General features: G+C 46.5%; 17 protein-coding genes. 8 read left to right on the plus strand and 9 right to left on the minus strand.

Going from position 1 to position 21073, the window contains the following annotated elements; translation table 11 throughout:
• Window positions 1–4: 4 nt before the first annotated feature.
• Complete coding sequence (locus IE104_RS11870) at window positions 5–1243, minus strand: putative DNA modification/repair radical SAM protein (protein ID WP_189418829.1); 1239 nt, start codon at window positions 1241–1243, stop codon at window positions 5–7.
• 271 nt (window positions 1244–1514) lie between these two features.
• Between IE104_RS11870 and acs the strand changes: the two genes are divergently transcribed.
• A complete protein-coding gene (acs, locus tag IE104_RS11875) occupies window positions 1515–3452 on the plus strand; it encodes an acetate--CoA ligase (protein ID WP_189418832.1) in 1938 nt (645 codons plus the stop codon).
• A gap of 206 nt (window positions 3453–3658) precedes the next feature.
• Here the strand turns inward: acs and IE104_RS11880 are convergent, their stop codons facing one another.
• From IE104_RS11880 to IE104_RS11900, 5 genes are all read right to left on the minus strand, one after another.
• Window positions 3659–4015 carry a hypothetical protein gene (locus IE104_RS11880; RefSeq protein ID WP_189418834.1) on the minus strand — a complete coding sequence of 119 codons (357 nt, stop codon included), beginning with the start codon at window positions 4013–4015 and terminating at the stop codon, window positions 3659–3661.
• A gap of 311 nt (window positions 4016–4326) precedes the next feature.
• Entirely contained in the window at window positions 4327–4650 is a 324-nt protein-coding gene (locus tag IE104_RS11885; protein ID WP_189418836.1) for a hypothetical protein, read from the minus strand.
• Window positions 4651–4693: 43 nt separating this feature from the next.
• Window positions 4694–5422, minus strand: coding sequence for a hypothetical protein (locus IE104_RS11890; protein ID WP_189418838.1), 729 nt, complete (start codon window positions 5420–5422; stop codon window positions 4694–4696).
• Window positions 5423–5713: 291 nt separating this feature from the next.
• The gene (locus tag IE104_RS11895; RefSeq protein ID WP_189418839.1) at window positions 5714–6709 is read right to left on the minus strand and encodes a response regulator; all 996 of its coding nucleotides are present in this window, start codon (window positions 6707–6709) and stop codon (window positions 5714–5716) included.
• Between the two features lie 17 nt (window positions 6710–6726).
• Window positions 6727–10002: an MHYT domain-containing protein gene (locus IE104_RS11900; RefSeq protein ID WP_229837877.1), complete on the minus strand. Its 3276-nt coding sequence runs from the start codon at window positions 10000–10002 to the stop codon at window positions 6727–6729.
• 280 nt (window positions 10003–10282) lie between these two features.
• Between IE104_RS11900 and IE104_RS11905 the strand changes: the two genes are divergently transcribed.
• The 6 genes from IE104_RS11905 to smrA all read left to right on the plus strand — a co-directional run bounded on the left by IE104_RS11905 (window position 10283) and on the right by smrA (window position 16387).
• Window positions 10283–11794, plus strand: a complete 1512-nt coding sequence (locus IE104_RS11905; protein WP_189418841.1) for a TolB family protein — start codon at window positions 10283–10285, stop codon at window positions 11792–11794.
• Between the two features lie 127 nt (window positions 11795–11921).
• Window positions 11922–12929: a hypothetical protein gene (locus IE104_RS11910; protein ID WP_189418843.1), complete on the plus strand. Its 1008-nt coding sequence runs from the start codon at window positions 11922–11924 to the stop codon at window positions 12927–12929.
• Between the two features lie 144 nt (window positions 12930–13073).
• Entirely contained in the window at window positions 13074–14096 is a 1023-nt protein-coding gene (locus IE104_RS11915) for a MerR family transcriptional regulator (RefSeq protein WP_189418845.1), read from the plus strand.
• 88 nt (window positions 14097–14184) lie between these two features.
• Window positions 14185–15075: a class I SAM-dependent methyltransferase gene (locus tag IE104_RS11920; protein ID WP_189418847.1), complete on the plus strand. Its 891-nt coding sequence runs from the start codon at window positions 14185–14187 to the stop codon at window positions 15073–15075.
• A gap of 182 nt (window positions 15076–15257) precedes the next feature.
• Window positions 15258–15653, plus strand: a complete 396-nt coding sequence (locus tag IE104_RS11925) for a VOC family protein (protein WP_189418849.1) — start codon at window positions 15258–15260, stop codon at window positions 15651–15653.
• Window positions 15654–15811: 158 nt separating this feature from the next.
• Window positions 15812–16387, plus strand: a complete 576-nt coding sequence (gene smrA / locus IE104_RS11930) for a DNA endonuclease SmrA (protein ID WP_189418851.1) — start codon at window positions 15812–15814, stop codon at window positions 16385–16387.
• A gap of 233 nt (window positions 16388–16620) precedes the next feature.
• Here smrA and IE104_RS11935 read toward each other — a convergent pair whose 3' ends face one another.
• The 3 genes from IE104_RS11935 to IE104_RS11945 are packed head-to-tail and all read right to left on the minus strand — an operon-like array spanning window position 16621 to window position 19104.
• The gene (locus tag IE104_RS11935; RefSeq protein WP_189418852.1) at window positions 16621–17031 is read right to left on the minus strand and encodes a DUF6524 family protein; all 411 of its coding nucleotides are present in this window, start codon (window positions 17029–17031) and stop codon (window positions 16621–16623) included.
• A gap of 11 nt (window positions 17032–17042) precedes the next feature.
• Window positions 17043–17486, minus strand: a complete 444-nt coding sequence (locus IE104_RS11940) for a GNAT family N-acetyltransferase (protein WP_189418854.1) — start codon at window positions 17484–17486, stop codon at window positions 17043–17045.
• Between the two features lie 7 nt (window positions 17487–17493).
• Complete coding sequence (locus IE104_RS11945) at window positions 17494–19104, minus strand: sensor histidine kinase (RefSeq protein WP_189418855.1); 1611 nt, start codon at window positions 19102–19104, stop codon at window positions 17494–17496.
• A gap of 323 nt (window positions 19105–19427) precedes the next feature.
• Between IE104_RS11945 and IE104_RS11950 the strand changes: the two genes are divergently transcribed.
• Window positions 19428–21053, plus strand: coding sequence for an NAD+ synthase (locus tag IE104_RS11950; RefSeq protein WP_189418857.1), 1626 nt, complete (start codon window positions 19428–19430; stop codon window positions 21051–21053).
• The last annotated feature ends 20 nt before the right edge of the window (window positions 21054–21073 follow it).

Raw genomic sequence — 21073 nt, forward strand, 5'->3', positions numbered from 1 at the left:
GTTGTCAGCCAAATAATGACATCTGGGTTTTTTGTACGGTTTTGTCTGCAATTAATAGCTGCCGTAAATCATGCATCTGCAAATCTTTTCGTTGCACGGGTGCGCCGGGGCATTGAATAAAATAACGCGCGCGTTTTAGCGCTACGCCCATTTGCTGTAAGTGATCCATATGTAAACGCTGATGAATACGCGAGCTTACAATTTTCTGGGCAGATTTCACTCCAACACCAGGGATTCGCAAAATCATTTCGTAATCTGCATGGTTAATATCTACTGGAAACAAATGCGGATTGCGCAGCGCGTAACTGACTTTCGGGTCTACTTCCAAATCAAGATTCGGATATTGGTCATTGACTATATCGCCCACGCCAAATTTATAAAAACGCAGCAACCAATCGGCTTGATAGATTCGGTTTTCGCGAATTAACGGCGGCGCCGAAAGCAGGGGAACGCGATTATCTGTTTTAATCGGCACATAGCCAGAGTAATAAACCCGCTTTAATTTTTGTGTGTTGTAGAGGTTATCGGCAAGCTGCAAAATTTGGTGGTCGTTTTCCGATGTCGCACCCACAATCAATTGCGTGCTTTGGCCTGCCGGTAAAAACAACGGCGTTTTCTTAAAATGCTTTTTGTCGTCGGTGTAGCGAAATTTTTCCTCCGTCAAATAATTCATGGGTGTGATGATATCGGTGTAATTTTTTTCCGGCGCGACTTTTTTAAGGTTCATCTCTGAGGGAATTTCAATATTCACACTTAAGCGGTCAGCGTAGAGGCCGGCTTCATGTAATAACTCGGGGCTTGCGCCGGGAATCGCCTTTAAATGTATATAGCCATTAAAGTTGTGTGTGGTGCGCAAGGTTTTGGCAACGCGTACCAAACGCTCCATGGTGTTGTCGGCGCTTTTAAAAATCCCCGAGCTTAAAAACAAGCCTTCAATGTAATTGCGGCGATAAAAATTAATCGTTAAATCCACAACTTCTTCTACCGTAAAGCCTGCGCGCTTTACATCGTTGCTGCGTCGGCTTACACAGTAGGCGCAATCGTAAATGCAGTGGTTGGTTAAGAGGATTTTCAGCAGCGAAACACAACGCCCGTCTTCCGTATAACTGTGGCAAATCCCCATGCCGGTGGCGTCGCCCAAGCCTTTATTGTGATTGGCGCGTTTGCTGCCACTGGAGGAACAGGATGCATCGTATTTGGCTGCATCTGACAAGATTGTCAGCTTTTCTAATATGTTGCCCACAGCGTTCTCCCCATGAATAAAGAATGATAACTGTATATCCACACAGTATTTGTGGCAAGCTAAAAATTGGGCGTTTACAGTGAGAGCTAGGTTTCAAAAACAATAAATTTTTGTTTAGGACAACGTTGTCATTGAAAAAAGTTCGAATGAACTGTTAAGCTAGCTGCCCTGATTTTCCGGGTTGGGCTCATATCCTGTAACCCGTTACACCATGCTTCAAACGGCATTGGTCAGAGTAGTCATAACAAAATAACAGCAGTGAGAATCAACCATGTCAGAAGTGCACGTGTATCCCGTTCCCGACAGTTTTAAGAACTCTTCCTCCATTGATTTGGAGGGCTACCAAGCGATGTACGATCAATCGGTAAATGATCCTGATACCTTTTGGGCGGAGCAGGCAAACCAGTTTTTGACATGGCAGGCGCCTTGGTCACAAGTCACTAAAAGTGATTTGAACAAAGGCGAAGTAGCCTGGTTTATTGATGGCAAGTTGAACGTAAGCCTTAACTGTATTGATCGCCATTTGCCTGCGCGTGCCGACCAAGTTGCAATCATTTGGGAAGGTGATGACCCGGATGAAGATCAATTTATTTCCTATCAAGAATTGCATGACCAAGTTTGCCGGCTTGCCAACGCTTTGCGCGCGCGCGGCGTGAAAAAGGGCGACCGCGTTTGCATCTATATGCCAATGATTCCCGAAGCGACCTACGCTATGTTGGCCTGTGCCCGCGTGGGTGCCGTGCATTCAGTGGTGTTTGGTGGCTTCTCACCAGAAGCCTTGAAAGACCGCATTTTGGATGCGGATTGTCAGGTGGTAATCACTGCCGATGAAGGCCTGCGCGGTGGCAAACGTGTTCCCTTAAAGGCGAATGCAGATACGGCTTTGGCAAATTGCCCGAATGTTCATACCTGCATAGTTGTGCGCCGCACTGCCGGTTCCATCAGTTGGGACGGTGCCCGCGATTTCTGGTATCACGACTTAATCGCCAAACAAGCGGCCACCTGCGAACCAGAAGTAATGGATGCGGAAGACCCGCTGTTTATCCTTTACACATCAGGTTCAACCGGTAAGCCAAAAGGTGTGTTGCACACCACCGGTGGCTATTTGTTGCAGGCGGCCATGACTCACAAATACGTGTTCGATTATCAGGAAGGCGAAACTTACTGGTGTACGGCAGATGTGGGTTGGGTGACTGGCCACAGCTATATTGTTTACGGCCCTCTCACTAACGGCGCGACGACCTTAGTCTTTGAAGGTATCCCAACTTATCCAGATGCCTCGCGCTTTTGGCAAGTAATCGATAAGCATCAAGTAAACATTTTCTACACAGCCCCAACCGCCATTCGCGCGCTTATGGGCGCGGGCGATGATTGGGTGAAAAAGACTGCGCGTACCAGTTTGCGTGTGCTTGGCACCGTGGGCGAACCAATCAATCCTGAAGCTTGGGAGTGGTATTACCGCGTGATTGGCGATAGCCGTTGCCCGATTGTGGATACGTGGTGGCAAACTGAAACCGGTGCGCACATGCTCACTCCATTACCGGGTGCAATCGCGCTTAAACCAGGTTCTGCAACGCTTCCATTCTTTGGCGTGCAACCCGCGTTGCTGGATGCCGAAGGCAAAGAAGTACAAGGTGCAGGTGAAGGTAATTTGGTGATTAAAGCTGCATGGCCAAGCCAAATTCGCAGCGTTTATGGCGATCACCAACGTTGTATCGATACCTACTACAGCACTTACCCCGGTTACTACTTCACCGGCGACGGCGCACGTCGCGATGAAGATGGTTACTACTGGATTACCGGTCGCGTGGACGACGTACTCAACGTATCCGGCCACCGTATGGGTACTGCAGAAGTTGAATCTGCGTTGGTGTTACACGAAAAAGTAGCTGAAGCTGCAGTGGTGGGTTACCCGCACGATATTAAAGGCCAAGGCATTTACGCTTATGTGACTTTGATGAGCGGCGAAGAGCCCAGCGATGAATTGAAAAAAGAATTGCTGGCGTTAGTCGTAAAAGAAATCGGCGCAATTGCACGCCCGGATATTATTCAGTGGGCACCGGGTTTACCAAAAACTCGCTCCGGTAAAATCATGCGTCGTATTCTGCGTAAAATTGCCGCAAATGAAATTGATAGTTTGGGTGATACCTCAACGCTTGCAGACCCTTCTGTTGTGACGCAGTTAATTGAGAATCGGGCGAATAAATAATTTGTGATTCATGCTGAAGTAAAAAACGGCGGTGCCTTGAAAGAGGTACCGCCGTTTTGCTTTTACGATTCCGATATTTTTATTAAAGAAATACGTTATTAAATAGGGAGTCGTCATCCTCGCGTAGCGGGGATCCAGCTGTTAAAAAAGTCGCAGTGTACTCTATTCAAAAAAGCTAAAGCTGGTAGTGTAGTTTATAAAATTTATTAGCAAATTATCCCATTCTTGATTTTCTGTGTTTTTAAATCAATGCCGAACCAGCAACTATAAGTTGTTCCATTTGAGGATACTGAGCACTGTATATTTTGTGCTTGTTTTGTAATGGTTCCGTCATCCAGACATACGTCTCGCACTCCTTTAACTTGAAGTTTTTTATATAAGTCCTCAGCTGCTGTGCCCGTTAAGTGAATTCTCATATTCGGATTTAGTGGTTTATCGGATTCCTCCATAGGCTCACCTTGAGCAAAATAATATTCTCCAGTAAGGGGTTTGGTTTTCTCCTCCTCTGCAACAGCTGGAATTGAAAACAAGATGACAAAAAAAGCAAATAATAAATTTTTCATATGTTTCTCCTATAATGCGTAGCTCGTAGCTCGTAGCTCGTAGCTCGTAGCTCGTAGCTCGTAGTACACATGTTAATCCTCAGGTATTAAAAGGCTGCGAGGGGTGCAATTAAAACTGATTTGAAAGTCCTGCTCATCACATTCCAATGTTCCCGCAACCCCCTCTGCTAAATGTCATGCTCACCATTTGTATGAGCACTGCATTCTACATTTTGTTGATTTCATGCGTACGATTACGCTGCGCTAATCGTACCTACGGAGGCTTGGGCACAAGATAATTGATTAATTTTAGGACTTATCAAAAAATTAACTTACCAGTCTTTTGGTAATTTGGGATCTTTGTAGCGCATGCTTTTGTATTTTTTGCTTCTTTCAGCTCTTTGAACTTCCCTTCGACGGTTTTCATTAATTTTTTTCCACCTGCCTTCTTCTATTTTTTCTGATAAAGCTGAGAAAAAGTCATATAGTTTTGTTATTTCAAGCAATGGACGAAGACCTATTCCAAGGAAAATAAGCAGCGCGACATAATAGGCTAACAGATTGGTGAAATGCCAACCTATAACTATAGTGAACCAAAGCATTCCGATATAAATGCCACGTGGAAGCGGACCCCATTCAAATTTTGGTTCTCTCATAGAGCAAGTTCCGTTGCACAAAATTATTTAAATTATTCTGCGTCTAAAGTGGCAAGAATGTGTACACGGTATCGTACGGGTATTTACCGTTGGTGCGTTCGGAATGGACGTGAAGGCCGTCGTCCTTGAATGTTCCCTCCATTTTGAACGAGCCGAATGCGGCTTTGAGACGCGCGCTGAACGCATTGATGCCGGGTTTGTAATTACCCTTTACGATAAATGCATCACCAGTGATAAAGGTATCCATCACTGAGCGCGCGGGAAACCGCCCACCGATGCTTTGCCAGAAGATCTTTCCATCGGAGGTGAAGCATAGATAGCTCCAGCTCTCTTTCATACGTGTCTCGTATACGCCGTCGAACCGTACACCAGATTTGCATTGAGTGGGTGATCCTATCTCCGGGATGATTACCGATGTGCTGGCTTCGCTGCCGTCGGAGAGATATAGAACATAGCCTTCGGGATCGAAGATATGCACACCGTGATGCTTGGCAATCGCGCGCAGCTGCTGCAAGCGCTCGGCATCGAATTCGCTGAGTTCGAATACCATGGTGAGCATCAATCCTGCAGGTTGATTGTGAGTAAAGTCTTCGTGCCAGACGGCGCCCTTCGATTCATCTTCCGGCCAGGTTTGTAGCAGGCGCACGAAGAAAGTGGCGATGCGCGCACTTGGCGCTTCCTTGGTATCCTGCCATTTTTCAACAAAATGCATGGCTGCATCCGCATCTTTCACATGTGATGCGTCAATCGCATACATGATTGCTTCGCTCATTGGTAATTCTCCTATGGGCCGAATCTTGCGTCAGTTCGTAGGTACGATTAGCGTAGCCTAATCGTATGCATGTTATATCCAAGTATTAACTGGTTGTGACGAATACACTCAAAATCACGTTGAAATGCGTACTCATTAAAAATCCAATATTTCCGACAATCCCTCTACTAAATGTTGTGCTAACCGTGTTGTATTAGCGTTGCACATCTGCAAATGTGATTGGTTTTTCATGCGTACGATTACGCTGCGCTAATCGTACCTACGGGGCTATTGATAAGAATTTAACTCTTTTTACGGATCAAGCAACCCCGCACGAATCGCAATAATTTTCGGTAACGCAATTTGAAATGCTTTTACTAACTCTGGATCAAATTGTTTGTTGGATTCATTGAGAATGTAATTGGTCGTATCTTCAATCGACCAAGGCTCTTTATAAGGGCGTTTGCTGGTGAGTGCATCGAATACATCGGCGAGTGCAACTATGCGTGCTTCAAGTGGAATAGCTTCGCCGGCTAATCCATGTGGGTAGCCGTTGCCATCCCATTTTTCGTGATGATAGAGCGCAATGCGGCTGGCCAGTTGTAAAAGTGTTGAGCTGTCGTCGCCAATAATTTCTGCGCCGACCTGTGCGTGGGTTTTCATGATTTCCCATTCGTCGGGTGTGAGCTTGCCGGGCTTTTGTAGAACCGCGTCGGGGATGCCCATTTTGCCGACGTCGTGCATGGGTGCTGCATTAAATAATTCTTCTGCATCTACTGCGCTCATACCGGCGGCCAAGGCGATTTCGCGTGCGAAATGGCTCATGCGGATTACATGTAAACCTGTTTCGTTATCTTTGTATTCGGCGGCGCGGCCTAGCCGCTGAATAATTTGCAAACGGGTTTCGCGCAATATTTTTGCGCTGACTAACGACAGTTGGGATTTAATTCGCGCGAGCACAATGGGCGCGCTCACAGGTTTGGTAATGTAATCCACACAGCCCACAGCAAAGCCTTCTGTTTCGTCGCGGTCATCTGCAAGTGCAGTCACAAATATAACGGGAATACTTTGCGTATCCGGATTTTGTTTGAGGCGCTGGCAAGATTCCAATCCGGTGAGGCCGGGCATCATAATGTCGAGTAAAATTAATTGCGGCTGTTCAGCTTGTGCGAGTGCTATGGCCTTCTCGCCGTCGCGGGCAAAAATCAGTTGGTAATCATGCTGCAATATTTGCCGCAACACTTGCAGGTTAAGTGGTTCGTCATCGACGACTAAAATAATTGGGCGGCTATCGCGATGTGTGATCATGGTGCTTCTCTAGAAGGTTAATTTGGTCGTTTAACCCAGTTGGCTGAACTCATCCATTCTTCCAGCAACGCAGTTGCTGCATCGAAATCAAATTGATCAAGCGCGTTTTCCAATTGCGACCAATCTGCTTCTGACAATAATTTTTTTAATTCACCCAAGCTTTCGTCATCAATTGCAGAATGTTTGCAGGTGTCGGCGATGCGTTGAAGTAAAGCGAGTGGAACTTCGCTGTTAGCTTTTTGCGTTTGCGAGGGTACCGGTGTGCGATTGCGAACGTGTGTTTCTACTTCGCTTAACGCCAGTGCAAGTGATGCAAGTTGTGTTGGCTCCGGCTTTGGATTTTGTTCTATCTCCGCCAATATTTTTGTCACTTGATTAAGGCCAAGGTTGGCGGCTGCGCCTTTGAATCTGTGTGCGAGGGCCTGGCTGTTTTTGCTATCTGCGAATAGCGGATTGCGTTTGATTTCTTCACAAAATTGAGCGATCGCTTTATACAATCGGTCGCTATCGCCCCAGCGCGCCTCGGCAGTGGCTGTATCTATTAGCACAGGCTTTGAATCTACTGGGCGATTATTGTTTGTTGTTGATTGCGGGTTGGCAACATTCAGGCTTAGGCAGCTGGCCATTTCGGCATAGAGCGCGGTTTTGTCGATAGGCTTGGAGGCAAAACCATTCATGCCTGCATCGTAGGCATCCTGCCGATCTTTGGGCAGTACACTGGCGGTAAGGGCGATGATAGGAATGGAGTTGCGATGCTGCAATTTTTCCCATTCGCGAATAATTTTGCTCGCTTGCAGGCCGTCCACATCCGGCATTTGGATATCCATAAGAATAAGGTCGAAGATTTCCTCTTGAAATTTGGTCCAGGCGTCCAGGCCATTGCTGGCGCTGCGTACTTGATGCCCATCGCGCTTGAGCATTAATTCCAGTAGCTCAATGTTTTGCGGTACATCATCTGCAATCAGGATTTTTAGTGGCGGAAGCTGCGCACCTGTGTGTTTTTCCGGGCGGACTTGGGGGCTTGCGACCGTAAGCGGCAACTTGATGGTAAAGCGGCTTCCCTGGCCCTCGGTGCTGGTGACATTGATGGTGCCACCCATGAGTTCCGAGAGTTGGCGGGCAATAGACGTGCCTAAACCTGTGCCGCCAAAACGACGGGCCATGGAGGCATCGGCTTGGGTAAAGGGTGTGAAAATGTGCTCGATGCGGTCGGCAGCTATGCCTATGCCGGTATCGATAACTTGCAGTTGTACACCTTTATACATGTTATCCACCTCAAGCCGAACTTCGCCTTTCAGGGTGAATTTAACCGCGTTGCCAATGATATTGACCAGGATTTGGCGAACGCGTAGCTCGTCTCCTATCAGATAATCGTGGGTTCCATTCGGGTAATCCAAAATCAAGGCCAAGCCTTTTTTATCGGCCTGCAATTGCTGCTCGGCGATTATCTGCTCGCACAATTGGCGAAGGGAAAAAGGGCGTTTGTCCAGCTCGAGTGCACCGCGCTCCATCTTTGCGGTATCCAGAATATCGTTTAGCAAGCCGAGCAGTGAACGCGCGGAATAGCGAACCGTCTGCATGTGTTTTTGCTGAAGGGCGTTGAGCGGCGAATCCATGAGCAGTTCGGTAAAGCCAATAATCGCGTTCATGGGGGTGCGAATTTCGTGGCTCATATTGGCGAGGAACATGCCCTTGGCTACGGCGGCTTGCTCGGCGCGGTCTTTGGCGATAAGCAGGTCGTGCTCCATGGCTTTGCGATCGGTGAGGTCTATGGCAACTTTAAAGACTTTCCAGGGTTTTCCGCCTACATCCAAAATCGGGTTATAGGCGGCCTGAATCCAGATTGAGTTACCTTGGCGACCAATGCGCCTATATTCGCCGCTTTGGAATTTGCCCGCCTTGAGATTTTCCCAAAAAATTTTGTAGTCTGCGCTGCCGGATTCTTCTTCCGAACACAGAATGCGATGGTGACGCCCCGCAAGTTCTTCTTTGCTGTAACCCGTAAGCCGCAAAAAATTATCGTTTACGGCGATGATAAAACCATCCATATCAAATTCGGCTACGGCGAGCCCACGTCCAATAGCTTGTACCACGCCTTCAAATTCATTCGCGCGCAAGATTGAATCCGAGATATCGATAATCACCCCGTCGATCCATACGGGTTTGTCTGACTCGTCGTAAACACCGCAGGAGGTTTCAGAAACCCAGTGTTCTCTGCCATCTTTATGGATGACGCGGTATTCGCAATGCAGCGAGCGTTTGTTGCGCAGGGCGTCCTGTAATTGTTTGTCGATGCGCGCTATGTCATCCGGGTGAATAACATCGCCGATGTTGATGCGGCCCGACATAAAATCTTCTGCATTCCAGCCAGTGAGCCGTTGCACCGCGTCGCTTATAAAAAAAGTGCGCCAGGGCGGAGCCAGTTCGCAGCGAAAGGTAATGCCCGGCATGTTGCTAATTAAACTGCTGTATTGCTGTTCGCGTTCGCGCAACCGCGATTCGCTGCCCTGCAGCTGGGTGTAAAGTTGGCGATAACGCAGCAGCAGGTTACCCGCAAGCGCAAATACGCTTAAGGCGATAGTGGTGGCAGTGATGATAGAGGCAAGGAAGATATGGTTTTCAGTGATCTCGGTGGCATTGTTCAGCGTTCCAAAAAAACGCGCAGCTTTCATACCGGTGTAATGCATGCCTGCAATCGCAAAGCCCATTACCACACTGGCGAGCAGGTTCTTTTGCAGGTAAGTCAGCTGACGCTGCTCGCGCAAACCAAAGCGAATCCATAGCGCAATTATGGCCAGCATAACGGCAACCAGAATTGAAACGCCAAACCAAACAGGGTCGTACTTAAGCGTCATGCTCATGTGCATAGCGGCCATGCCGGAGTAATGCATGGTGCCAATACCTGCGCCTACAAGCACCCCACCCAGCAGTAACCGCTTTTGGCTTATGGATTCGCTCGACAGCATTTGTAACGCAACCCAGGATGCAAATACTGATGGTGCCATGGAGGCGAGCGTAATCAGCGGGTCGTAGTGAACATGGTCGCCCAGGCGAAATGCGAGCATGCCAATGAAGTGCATGGACCAAATACCGCCACCCATCGCCAATGAACCCGTTAGCAATGCAATCTGTGCATGCATACCTTTGGGTGCCCGGCTTGCCATGGCCGCGATTTGTAAGCCGATATAGGACGAGCCAATAGCAATCAAAATAGAAAGGGTGACCAACCAAGGATTGTAAGTTCCATGGATAAGTGTGGCGGGGTCGATGTCGACGACAAAAAGATTCTGCATGAGCGAGATGAGCAAATAGAAAAGATTACATTGAAGCCTAGTAGACACCTATTCGGTCGTCCATCTTGTGGCGCCTGAAGAATTATTTTTGCTGATTTTTTTGCAAGAAGGATCACCTGAAAAAGGTGAACTAATAACTATCTAAAAATAAGTCCGAAAATGCTGACTATTAAGTGCTGTAATGCTTCGTAAATATGAGTAAAAAGCTACCCGCCTCGCGGTGTTTTCGCCAACAATCGTAGCCCCCTTATAGGGTTCACCTAATAAAAACGAGGACACTATGAATATAAGAATAGTTAAATTCGGCATGGCAGGTTTATTGGCAATGACATATTCAATCGCAAGCTGGGCAGAGTCACTTGGGCAGTTTGCGAATCACACCGATGTAGGTGCAGTTAAGCACGCGGGTAAAGTAGTTTATGACCCGGCGCAGCAGACCTACAAAATCAGCGCGTCTGGCAAAAACATGTGGGGCGCTGAAGACCAATTGCATTACGCCTTCAATCAGATCGCTGGCGATTTTATCGTGCAAGCGCAAGTTGCGTTTGAAGGTGAGGGCGTAGATCCCCACCGCAAAATTGGCTGGAATGTTCGCAGCAGTTTGGATACAGCATCTCCCAACATCAACACGGCAATTCATGGCGATGGTCTGGTTTCTTTGCAGTTCCGTGAAACATCTGGCGGCGAAACTGATCAATACCCAATGCAAATAAAAGCGGCGAATGTTATTCAGCTTGAGCGCCGCGGCGATACTTATATTTTTAGCGCAGCAAAAAAAGGCGAGCCGTTTCAGATTACGTCTGTTTCCCATGTGAAGTTGGGCGAAAAAGTCTATGTAGGTTTGGCTTTGACTGCGCACAACGCCGATGTGGTTGAAACTGCCATTGCTTCAAATGTGCGAATTACAATTCCTGCGGCTAAGGATTTCAAACCTTACAAAGATTACATTGGCAGCAATTTGGAAATTCTGGATTTAACCACGGGCAATAGCCGAATTGTGTTCCGCGCACCCGATTCAATCCAGGCACCGAATTGGACGCACGATGGAAAGTCACTTATTTATAATTCAAATGGTTTGCTTTACAACTTTGACATCGCCAGTGGAAAACCCACGGTAATAAACACGGGTTATGCGAAATACAATAACAATGATCATGTCTTGTCCTGGGATGGCAAGCAAATTGGTATTAGCAGTCATGTGAAAGAAGATAGCAACAATTCAACGCTCTATACCCTGCCTATTAAGGGCAGTAGCAAGCCTGTACAAATCAATGCAACGGGTGCGGGTCATTCGTATCTACACGGTTTTTCACCGGACGATAAAAAACTGGTATTCACTGGTCAGCGCAATGGTACGTTTAATATTTTTACCATTGATTTAAAAACCAAAAAAGAAACACAGCTAACAACATCTCCTGCGTTGGATGATGGCGCAGAATATACGCCTGATGGTAAGTATATTTATTTCAACTCTAATCGTACCGGTTTGATGCAATTGTGGCGCATGCTTGCAGACGGCAGTAAACAAGAGCAACTGACCTTCGACAATCACAACAATTGGTTTCCCCATGTTTCTCCCGATGGTAAAAAAATTGTGTTCTTGTCTTATATGACCGATATAGATCCCAACGAGCATCCGTTTTATCGTCACGTTTATTTACGTGAGATGCCGATTGATGGCGGTGAAGCAAAAATTATTGCTTACGTTTACGGGGGGCAAGGCACAATCAACGTTCCCAGTTGGTCGCCCGATGGAACCAAAATTGCGTTCGTTAGCAATACCAAAATGTAAGCAAAGAATCATGTGTGTTGGGCGCCTTAGGGCGCCCTTTTTTTTGCCCAATTTTGTGAGTTGCGTGTCAACCGATTCCGCACTGGTGCGTTAAAGGAGTATCGCAAACAGAAAAGAGGGTTGGGTTATGGAAGTCAGATGTAAATATAAGTTGAGTGCGTATATTTTTGCTTCATGTTTGTTAAGCATAACGGCAAGTGCGGCAACCTCGCCGGTAATGGCAAATGCGCTGCGCACTCATGCAGCCACGCAAACGGCGCAGAATAATGCTGCTTGCACTGCTATTCAGCCATTCTATTGGGAAATTGGTAATCAAACGGAGGCTTTGGCTTCTGGCTCGGTAGGCGGTAGAACTTACACGGCAAACACGCTTATGCCTATTGCATCTGCATCTAAATGGATCTTTGGCGCTTATGTGGTTCAAGCGCGTCAGGGGCAATTGAATCAGGATGATATAGCCGCATTAACTATGTCTTCTGGTTACACCAATTTTGGTTCGACTTCCTGTGTAAAACTTTTAGCTGCAATCAGAGATGCGCAGACCGTAAATCAATGTTTTCAAACCGATAATCCAAGAGGTGGGAATAACGCTGATTACAATGCAGATGCGCTCGGAAAATTCTTTTATAACGGTGGTCATTTTCAAAAGCTCGCACTGGATTTAGGCTTGGGTGCAGACAATAACACTGCGCTGCAACGCGATATGCAAATGTACTTGGGCACTGATTTTAAATTTACTTTTGGTTCGCCGCAGTTGGCTGGTGGTGTAAATACCTCGGCCAGTAATTACGCGATTTTCTTGCGAAAAATTCTTAACAAGCAACTTTATATTGGTGATTTTCTCGGAGCATATTCGGTCTGCACTAATCCCAAAACCTGCACTAACGCGATTTACACTCCCGTACCTGCAAATTTACGTTGGGATTATTCGTTGGGGCATTGGGTTGAGTCAGATCCTGTGTCAGGCGACGGAGCATTTAGCAGTGCAGGTGCGTTTGGTTTTTATCCGTGGATTGATAAAAGTAAAACTTTTTATGGAATTATTGCGCGCAAAGATAGCGCAGGCAGCGGTTCTGATTCATCAGCATGCGGCCGCTTGATCCGTAAAGCCTGGGTGACCGGAAGAGCGCAGTAAAAATCTAGTAATGGGATGATTTTCCTTTACGGCCATTCCTGATAAGAATGGCCGTTTAGTTTAGGCATATTTTATTTCGGCTCTAGCAAGAGCTGGGTTCATGGCATATCCTGCGCGAATTACATATTTTCCGAAGGTATACCCATGTTGTTGAAGGTTGGTCAGTTAGCAAAACAAGTTTGCTTAAGTGTTCGCACGCTGCATCACTATGATGAAATTGGTTTACTTTCACCCTCTGTACGTACCGATGCTGGGCACAGACTTTACAACACCAAAGATATTTCCCGTTTGCATCGCATTCAGGCGCTCAAACAACTTGGAATTCCGCTTCAAAAAATTGCTGACATTATTCAGGAAAATTCTCAACCTCTGCCAGATATTATCGCGCAACAAATTGCCAATCTTGAACGCGAGCTTGAACAAGCCACACAACTTAAGGCCAAGCTCATTAAGTTACAGGAAAATCTGAACACAGCACATGAGCCGGATATAGCGGGCTGGCTTGATACTTTGGCGTTAATGAATGTCTACGAAAAATATTTAACAGCAGAAGAAATTGAAGAGCTGAATAGCCATGCGTTTGCCGTCAAACATGAAATCGACCACGAATGGCCGGAGATGGTTAAAAAGCTACAGGCGATGATGGATAAAAAAGTGCCAGCTGATGCTGACGAGGTGACAGAGTTTGTTATTCTGTGGACGGAAAAGCTGGAGCGTTTGGTTGGGCATAATCCCAATTTATTATTAAAAATTCATTTCATGTCGAATGAAACTGAAATGCGAATACAGCGCGGTATTAGTCAGGAGATGACAGCGTATCTCGGTGAAGCTATGAGTGCTTTGCACCAGAAGATTTTCACCAAATATCTCTCGCCCGAACAAATACAGTTGCTGAATAAAAATCGACAAAAAAATAAAGAAGACTGGCCACCGCTCATTGCGGCAATTCGTGAAAAAATGCAGGCCGGCGTTGATTCCGAAAGTGAAGAAGTTAAGCCGCTTGCGATGAAATGGAAAACATTATTTGAAACATCCGCAACGGGTGGTGATCCGGACATTGCGGAAAGATTGCGTCTGGCATACGAGCGTGAACCTTTGCTTATTCAGGGCACTGGTCTTGATCAGGAGTTGTTTACCTATATTCGTCAGGCTATGGATGGCTTATGAGGGATAATCTATAAAATGCTTGCTCCTAACGTAAGGTGAGGTTTTAAGGTGGCCACAATCGAGTCACCTTAATCTAACAGGAACCTCTATGTACGATGCCATCTCCAGTGTTATGCAAAAGCAATTCTGTACGGCGCACAATCTTGATAATGCCAAGCCTAGCAGCCAGGCAGTTGCAGTTTGGCGAGCAGCTCATCAAATACTTGAACAACCCCTTATTTTTAATGATCCCCTCGCGCTAAAAATCCTTGGTGCCGCAAAATCAGATGTGGTCGATAAACTTGAGTCGCACAAAGACCCGCTCAGTTCAGCCATGCGGGTTGCCATTGCTGTACGCAGCCAGTTTGCGGAAGATGAACGTGAGGCAGCACTAGAGTTTGGCGTGAATCAATATGTAATTCTGGGCGCGGGGCTGGACACTTACGCATACCGCAGTAAAAAACCGCATGAAAAAGTATTTGAAGTGGATTTGCCCGACACCCAAGCAATGAAAGTTTCACGGCTTAAGCAACAGGAAATTAATCCCACATGTTCTGTACATTATGTGGCTTGTGATTTTGAGGAAAATGCCTTGGAAAAAAGTTTGCTTGCAGCAGGTTTTGACAAAAATCAAAAAGCATTTTTTTCGTGTTTAGGTGTAGTGACTTATTTGGATTTAAGTGCGTTTGAACAAACGCTTCGGTTTATCACTAGCTGCGCTCCCGGTTCAATATTAACTTTTGACTATATTGTTGACCCCAATAACTTGAGCGAAATAGAACGAATAGTGCTCGATGTATTATCGGCGCAATTAGCTGCGGGCGGTGAACCGCTGAAATGTTTTTTTGATCCGCAGCTGCTCGCTAAAAAATTGAGTGATTTAGGATTTTCGCATATTGAAGACATAAGTCCTGATTACCTTAATAATCGTTATCTCGCAGCGCGCAACGATGGTTTGCGAGTGGGAAATGTCACACGCATGTTTATCGCAATCGTATAGGAACCGCTGAAGAATTAACTTGCTTGGTCTGGCGTTGTTTAATTTCATTAAAAATGCTCATTTACTTCGTGTAAACTCCGCCTTTTTAATAAAATTTGCCTAGCCATACCCGCGCCGTAAACATTTTTTAGCGATTCCTTTAATAAAATAACAGATATTGTTTTTCAAAAAGGATTCAAATCATGAAACCCAAAATGATAATTCCCATGTTGGTATGCCGTGATGCAAAAGCAGAACTCGAATTTTGCGTGCAGGCATTCGGCGCGACAGAGCTTTCTCGTCGCACAGCTGAGGATGGAAGTGTTGTGCATGCAACGCTAATGATTCATCAATCGCTGATTATGGTGCACGATGAATCACCTCATTTAGCAAGCAAAGCACCGCAGGCAGATGGCAGCTCCTCGGTAGTAACTTATCTGTATGACGAAAACGTTGACGAAATAATGAACCGTGCCGTTGCTTTAGGCGCTCGTGTACTTATGCCAGCCGAAGATCAATTCTGGGAAGATAGGGTAGGGCGAATCATAGATCCCGCCGGGCATGTATGGAATATTGCAGCGCGGATTGGTGAAGATTGAACCCTTGGTAACGGGGTGCTTAAGGAACAAATGTGAAAAAACTCGTGCATGGCGGATAAAAACTTAATCTTATAAATCCTGGACTCAACTCTTTACCCGTGGGCAGGAATATTAAATATAATAGCGGTCTGATTTTCTGTATTCCGTAGATGTTTCTCATGACCGATCAAGACGACGATTTTTTCCAGCAGCAAATGAAAGGCGTAAAGCCAATTAAGGTAGAGGCCAAGGTTGATTTGGCTAAAGCTACGCTAGACAAAAGTGCTGCGGAACAACGCCGCAAAGCGGCTACTGCGGAGCTGGCGAAAGATAAGAACTTTCTTTCTGGCGAATATATCGAGCCGGTTGATCCTTTGTCAGTTATCGAATTTAAACGCGATGGCGTGCAGACCGGCGTGTACCGCAATTTGCGTTTGGGTAAGTACCAAATTGATGCGCGATTGGATTTACACCACATGACAATTGACCAGGCGCGCAATGCAGTTTTTCAATTTATTAGTGATTGTATGAAACACGACATTCGCTGTGCGCTTATTACTCACGGAAAAGGCGAAGGTCGCAGTTTACCCGCTCAATTAAAAAGCTGTTTAAATCACTGGCTCCCGCAATTCGATCAGGTTCTCGCATTTCACTCCGCACAAAAACATCACGGCTGGGTTGGCGCGACTTATGTGCTTTTACGTAAAAGCGAAAAGAAAAAATTAGAAACATGGGAAATGCATAATAAAAGATAGGTTTGCGATTTTTTCTGCAAATATAAATGGTTAGCGAGTGGGACTAAACGGCACGACTGCATGGATGCAGGAGGTAGGGCAACGCAGGAGCAGTTGCCGAGGACTGCCGTTTTGCACAGCCGAAGGCTGCCCGAAGGGCGAACGCCATGGATGGCGTGAGTGAACTTCACAATAAAAGATAAGAACTAAATAAAAAAGCCGATCTTATGATCGGCTTTTTTATTTAGTGAAGATTAGTTTTCAATCTCATCCACATCTACTTGGCCCGACCAACGCAAACTAATGTGTGACCAGCACATGCCTGCGGCCAAGAGTAGCGCTAATAAAATTTCAACTACCCAGGCGACGGCTGAAGTGTTTTTGACATCGAGAATTTTCCAGTAAACAAATAACCAAATCAGGCAGCCGAAAAGCGCGCTGGCTAACAAAATTCCCGCAATGCCTAGCGAATTAATAGTGGCTTTGATATAAATCGCCCAGCCGATGAGCAGGATTAAACCGGCGATTGCGATGTAGGGTGTAATGGAGTGGAGGTTGGTATATACCCAATGAAAGTACGAATAACCGCTGGGGTTATAACTGAGTAAAACGAGCAATATAGAAAACAGAAAACGCAGAGCAATTCCAGAACTGGTGAGTCGCATGATGTTTCCTCTTAAGTAAAATGTCTTCGTTTTTTAATAAAGCCGGTTTTTGCGTCTGAATCGTAACCCATAGCAGTGTAAAAATCGTGAGCGTCGTGCTTATCGCTTCCGCTGAGTAACATAATTTTTGAACAATCAGCCGCTAAACAGAAAGCTTCAATATGTTTCATCAAGGCTTTACCTATACCTTTACGTTTGTGATGCTGGCTGACAATAACATTTTCAATAATCGCAAACGGTTGCCTGGTGAACATAACATCCTTGCACAAGCTTACCAATGCAGTTGCTACAATCTCGCCATTTTCATCGCCTACAAGCAGATAGGTATTTTCATCCGCTGCAATTTCAGCAATGCGATCGGGTAATACATTGATGGGCGCAGCGGGCACCAGTTCCCGGTATAAATTTGCAATCGCTTCGGCGTCTGCTGCGGTGGCTTTACGAAATTCCTGCATGCTAATCCTAAAGCGTTTTATCCGGATGGGCCAAATGTATGTGGAAGCAGCTCAAGCCTTCGTGCGTGTGCTCATAAGAAATTAATGCCTGGTTGCTTTCGCATAATTCTTTGCAAATATACAAACCTAAACCTGATCCGGTATTTTCGGTGGTGAAAAATGGTTCAAATAAATGCGCAAGGTTTTCTTTACTGATGCCATCACCAAAATCAATAATTTTTATAAAAGGTTGTTGGCTGTTGCTATCAATTCCTGCCTCCAGTACTAAATGCGGGCAGTTCTCTGGGGGATGACTATAGCGCAAACCGTTGTCGCACAAGTTGGTGAGCACTTGTTGTAATTGGCCGAGGTCAAACTTAGCCTGAATGGGATCAGCTGCGATGCAATCTATCCAGGGTTTGTCTTTTGGGCTTTTAGTCGCAGAGTAATCGCTAATAAATTTTGGCAGCCATTCATCCAACCGAATGGTTTGCGGGTTGGAGATACGGCGGCGCGATAGCTGCAAAATGTTTTCAATAATTTGGTTCACACGTTTGGTGTGCGAGCCAATAATTTCTACCAGACGTTTATCGCTGGGCGGTAATGAACTGTCTTCTGACAATAATTGGCTTGCGTGGCTAATTGCAGCGAGAGGATTGCGAATTTCATGAGCGATGCTTGCTGTTAAACGTCCCAACGAAGCTAATTTTAATTGTTGCGCCTGTTGGGTGATTGCACGATTGTCTTCCAAAAATATGAGCGTGTGGGCATTTTCGTCCTGATCGAGCTTGGCAAAATTAACTTTTACTTCGTCATTGCTGTCGCTATCGGCGCGTAAAATTGGGCTCGGATTTTTGTGCGTACGTTGCCAGTGCTCTACTTTTTCTTGCAGCTCTGGTGAACCGGCAAGTTGCGGTGAATTGTTATTGCCCAAGCCCAGGAGTTTTGACGCTGCGTTGTTAAACATGGTGATTTTGTTTTCCCGATCCAACACCATAATGCCTGTGCGCATACGCTCAACAATTTGTTGCGCCATTTTTTGAAGGTGCGCAGCGTGGTGGGCTTGCGATAAAGCCTCTTGATTGCTGGTAACAATTTTTTTGGTGAGATATTGGAAAATTATCGCGCTGATAAAAATCAAAGCGCCGAGAATTCCCGCCGAAAAAAATGCGTTGGAATTAGTGGGTAGTGTATCGGTTAATGCACGATAAACTGTTTCAGAAATAACCGTAATACTGGCCAAGGCTGCCAGGAAAAACGCAATCTGCCCCCGTAACAACATCCCCCCGGCGGCAGCGGCAACTAATAGTAAATATCCGAGCGCGCTGGATGCACCACCACTGCTGTGCATGAGCGCAACTACGGCAGCAATTTCAATCAGGAATAAACTGAAAAGCAGTTTTTGCGAAGGTGAAAAGCGTACTCGCCACAGCAACAACAGGGTGCTGATATTGAAAACTGTATAGCCAACAGCCGCATAGAAAAATAGCGTGGGGTTACTCATGCCCAATACATTGGGTGTGAGCTGCCCTTCAAACATAATCAATAAAACTATGCCGAGCAGGGTGCGGTAAAAGGTGTAGACCCGGAGTAGTTCAAAAGGGTTGTAACTGGTGGGTATGGGTGTAAATGATTTCATGGATACAAATACTTTCTTACGGATCGGTTATACAGATCGTTTTATGTTATGTGGGTTAAAGCCAAGCTGGTGTCGACTACAGGATTTTGGATACAGGTTTATGCTATGGATTTTGCAGGCAAAAGCGAAAAACCGATAAATGACGCGGCTTTGCCTTTGCTTATAGGGGCGGATTAGCCGACAATGCGCTCCTTTTTTGCGCTCTCCTTTTGGGCGAGTACCAAGGCCGCTAGTTTACGCTGGTTTGTCGCCTTCTTGGCTATTCTGTTTCACAGCGCTGTTAAATTTTGCTGATTTCGTAAAAACGTTTAGAGATTTCTGCCATGTCCTCACTGATTATTGCGTTGGCGCAGTTGAATACCTACGTTGGTGATATTCCGGGCAACACCCAAAAAGTTATTGAGTTCGCACGCCGTGCTGTGGGTGAGCTCCACGCTGACGCGGTGATTTTCCCCGAGCTAACACTAACAGGCTATCCACCTGAGGATTTGCTGTTGCGCCCGAGCCTGGATTTGCGAATTGAGCGAGCCCTATCGGAAATCAAAGCTGCCAATCTGCCGTTGGCAGTGATTGTGGGTTACCCCAAGCGCGTCGACGGCAAATTATTCAATATGGCAGGCGTGATTCAGGCGGGCGAGTTAATTGCGGAATATGCCAAACATTGTTTGCCCAATTACCAGGTTTTTGATGAGAAGCGTTATTTCAGTGCCGGTAGTAAGGCTTGTATGTTTAATCTTAAAGGTGTGCCCAGCGCCCTAACCATCTGTGAAGATATTTGGTTTCCAGAGCCGATGGCGCAAGCAAAGGCTGCCGGTGCGCAGCTAATGCTTAACCTCAATGCCTCGCCCTACCATCAGGGCAAACAATCAGAGCGCGAAGCTATTGTGGCGGCGCGTGCGCAAGAAGGCGCTATGCCGGTGGTTTACGTTAATTTGGTTGGCGGTCAGGATGAGCTAGTGTTTGACGGTGGCTCAGTGGTTGTAGATGCCCAAGGCAAAACCCAATTCCGCGCTCCCGCCTACGACGAAGCACTATTTTCAGTAGATATTCAGGTCGACCAAGGCGTGGTGGTGCCGCCGCAAGCCTTGGCCGCAATCCCCAATAATCACGAAGCGGTTTATCAGGCTCTCGTATTGGGAATGCGCGATTACGTCAACAAAAACCGCTTTAAAGGCGTGGTGCTAGGTCTGTCGGGAGGGATTGATTCCGCTCTTACGCTGGCTATGGCGGTGGATGCTCTGGGCGCAGATCGCGTAGAAGCTGTGATGATGCCGTTCCGCTACACCTCAGATTTAAGTAAAGATGATGCCGCCGAGCAGGCGCGCCGTATGGGCGTGCGCTACAGCTCAATAAGCATTGAACCCATGTACGAAGCTTTTATGGCGCAGCTAGCCGAAGAATTTGCGGGCACCAAACGCGACACCACAGAAGAAAACCTGCAGGCGCGCTGCCGCGGTGTACTCCTGATGGCAATCTCCAACAAGAAAGGCTATTTAGTTCTGACTACCGGCAACAAATCAGAAATGGCTGTGGGCTACTCAACGCTCTATGGCGATATGGCGGGCGGTTTTGATGCTCTTAAAGACGTGCCGAAAACTCTGGTGTTCGCACTGGCGAAATACCGTAACACCTTAGGCGAAGTTATTCCCACAACGGTAATTACCCGTCCGCCGTCAGCAGAATTGGCTCCCGACCAAAAAGACGAAGACAGCTTGCCGCCTTACGATATTTTGGACCAAATTCTCTACTGGTATGTAGAGCAAGACTTAAGCGCAGAAGCGATTATCGCCAAAGGCTTCGCCCGTGACCAGGTTGAGCGCGCCGTGCGTTTGGTTGATGTGAATGAATACAAACGTCGCCAGGCACCGGTGGGGATACGCATTAGCCAGCGCGGGTTTGGCCGGGATCGGAGATACCCAATCACATCCGGTTGGAAGATGGGAGACTAAACGGCAGGAAAGCCGTTTAG

The organism is Cellvibrio zantedeschiae, assembly GCF_014652535.1.
Lineage (GTDB): Bacteria > Pseudomonadota > Gammaproteobacteria > Pseudomonadales > Cellvibrionaceae > Cellvibrio > Cellvibrio zantedeschiae.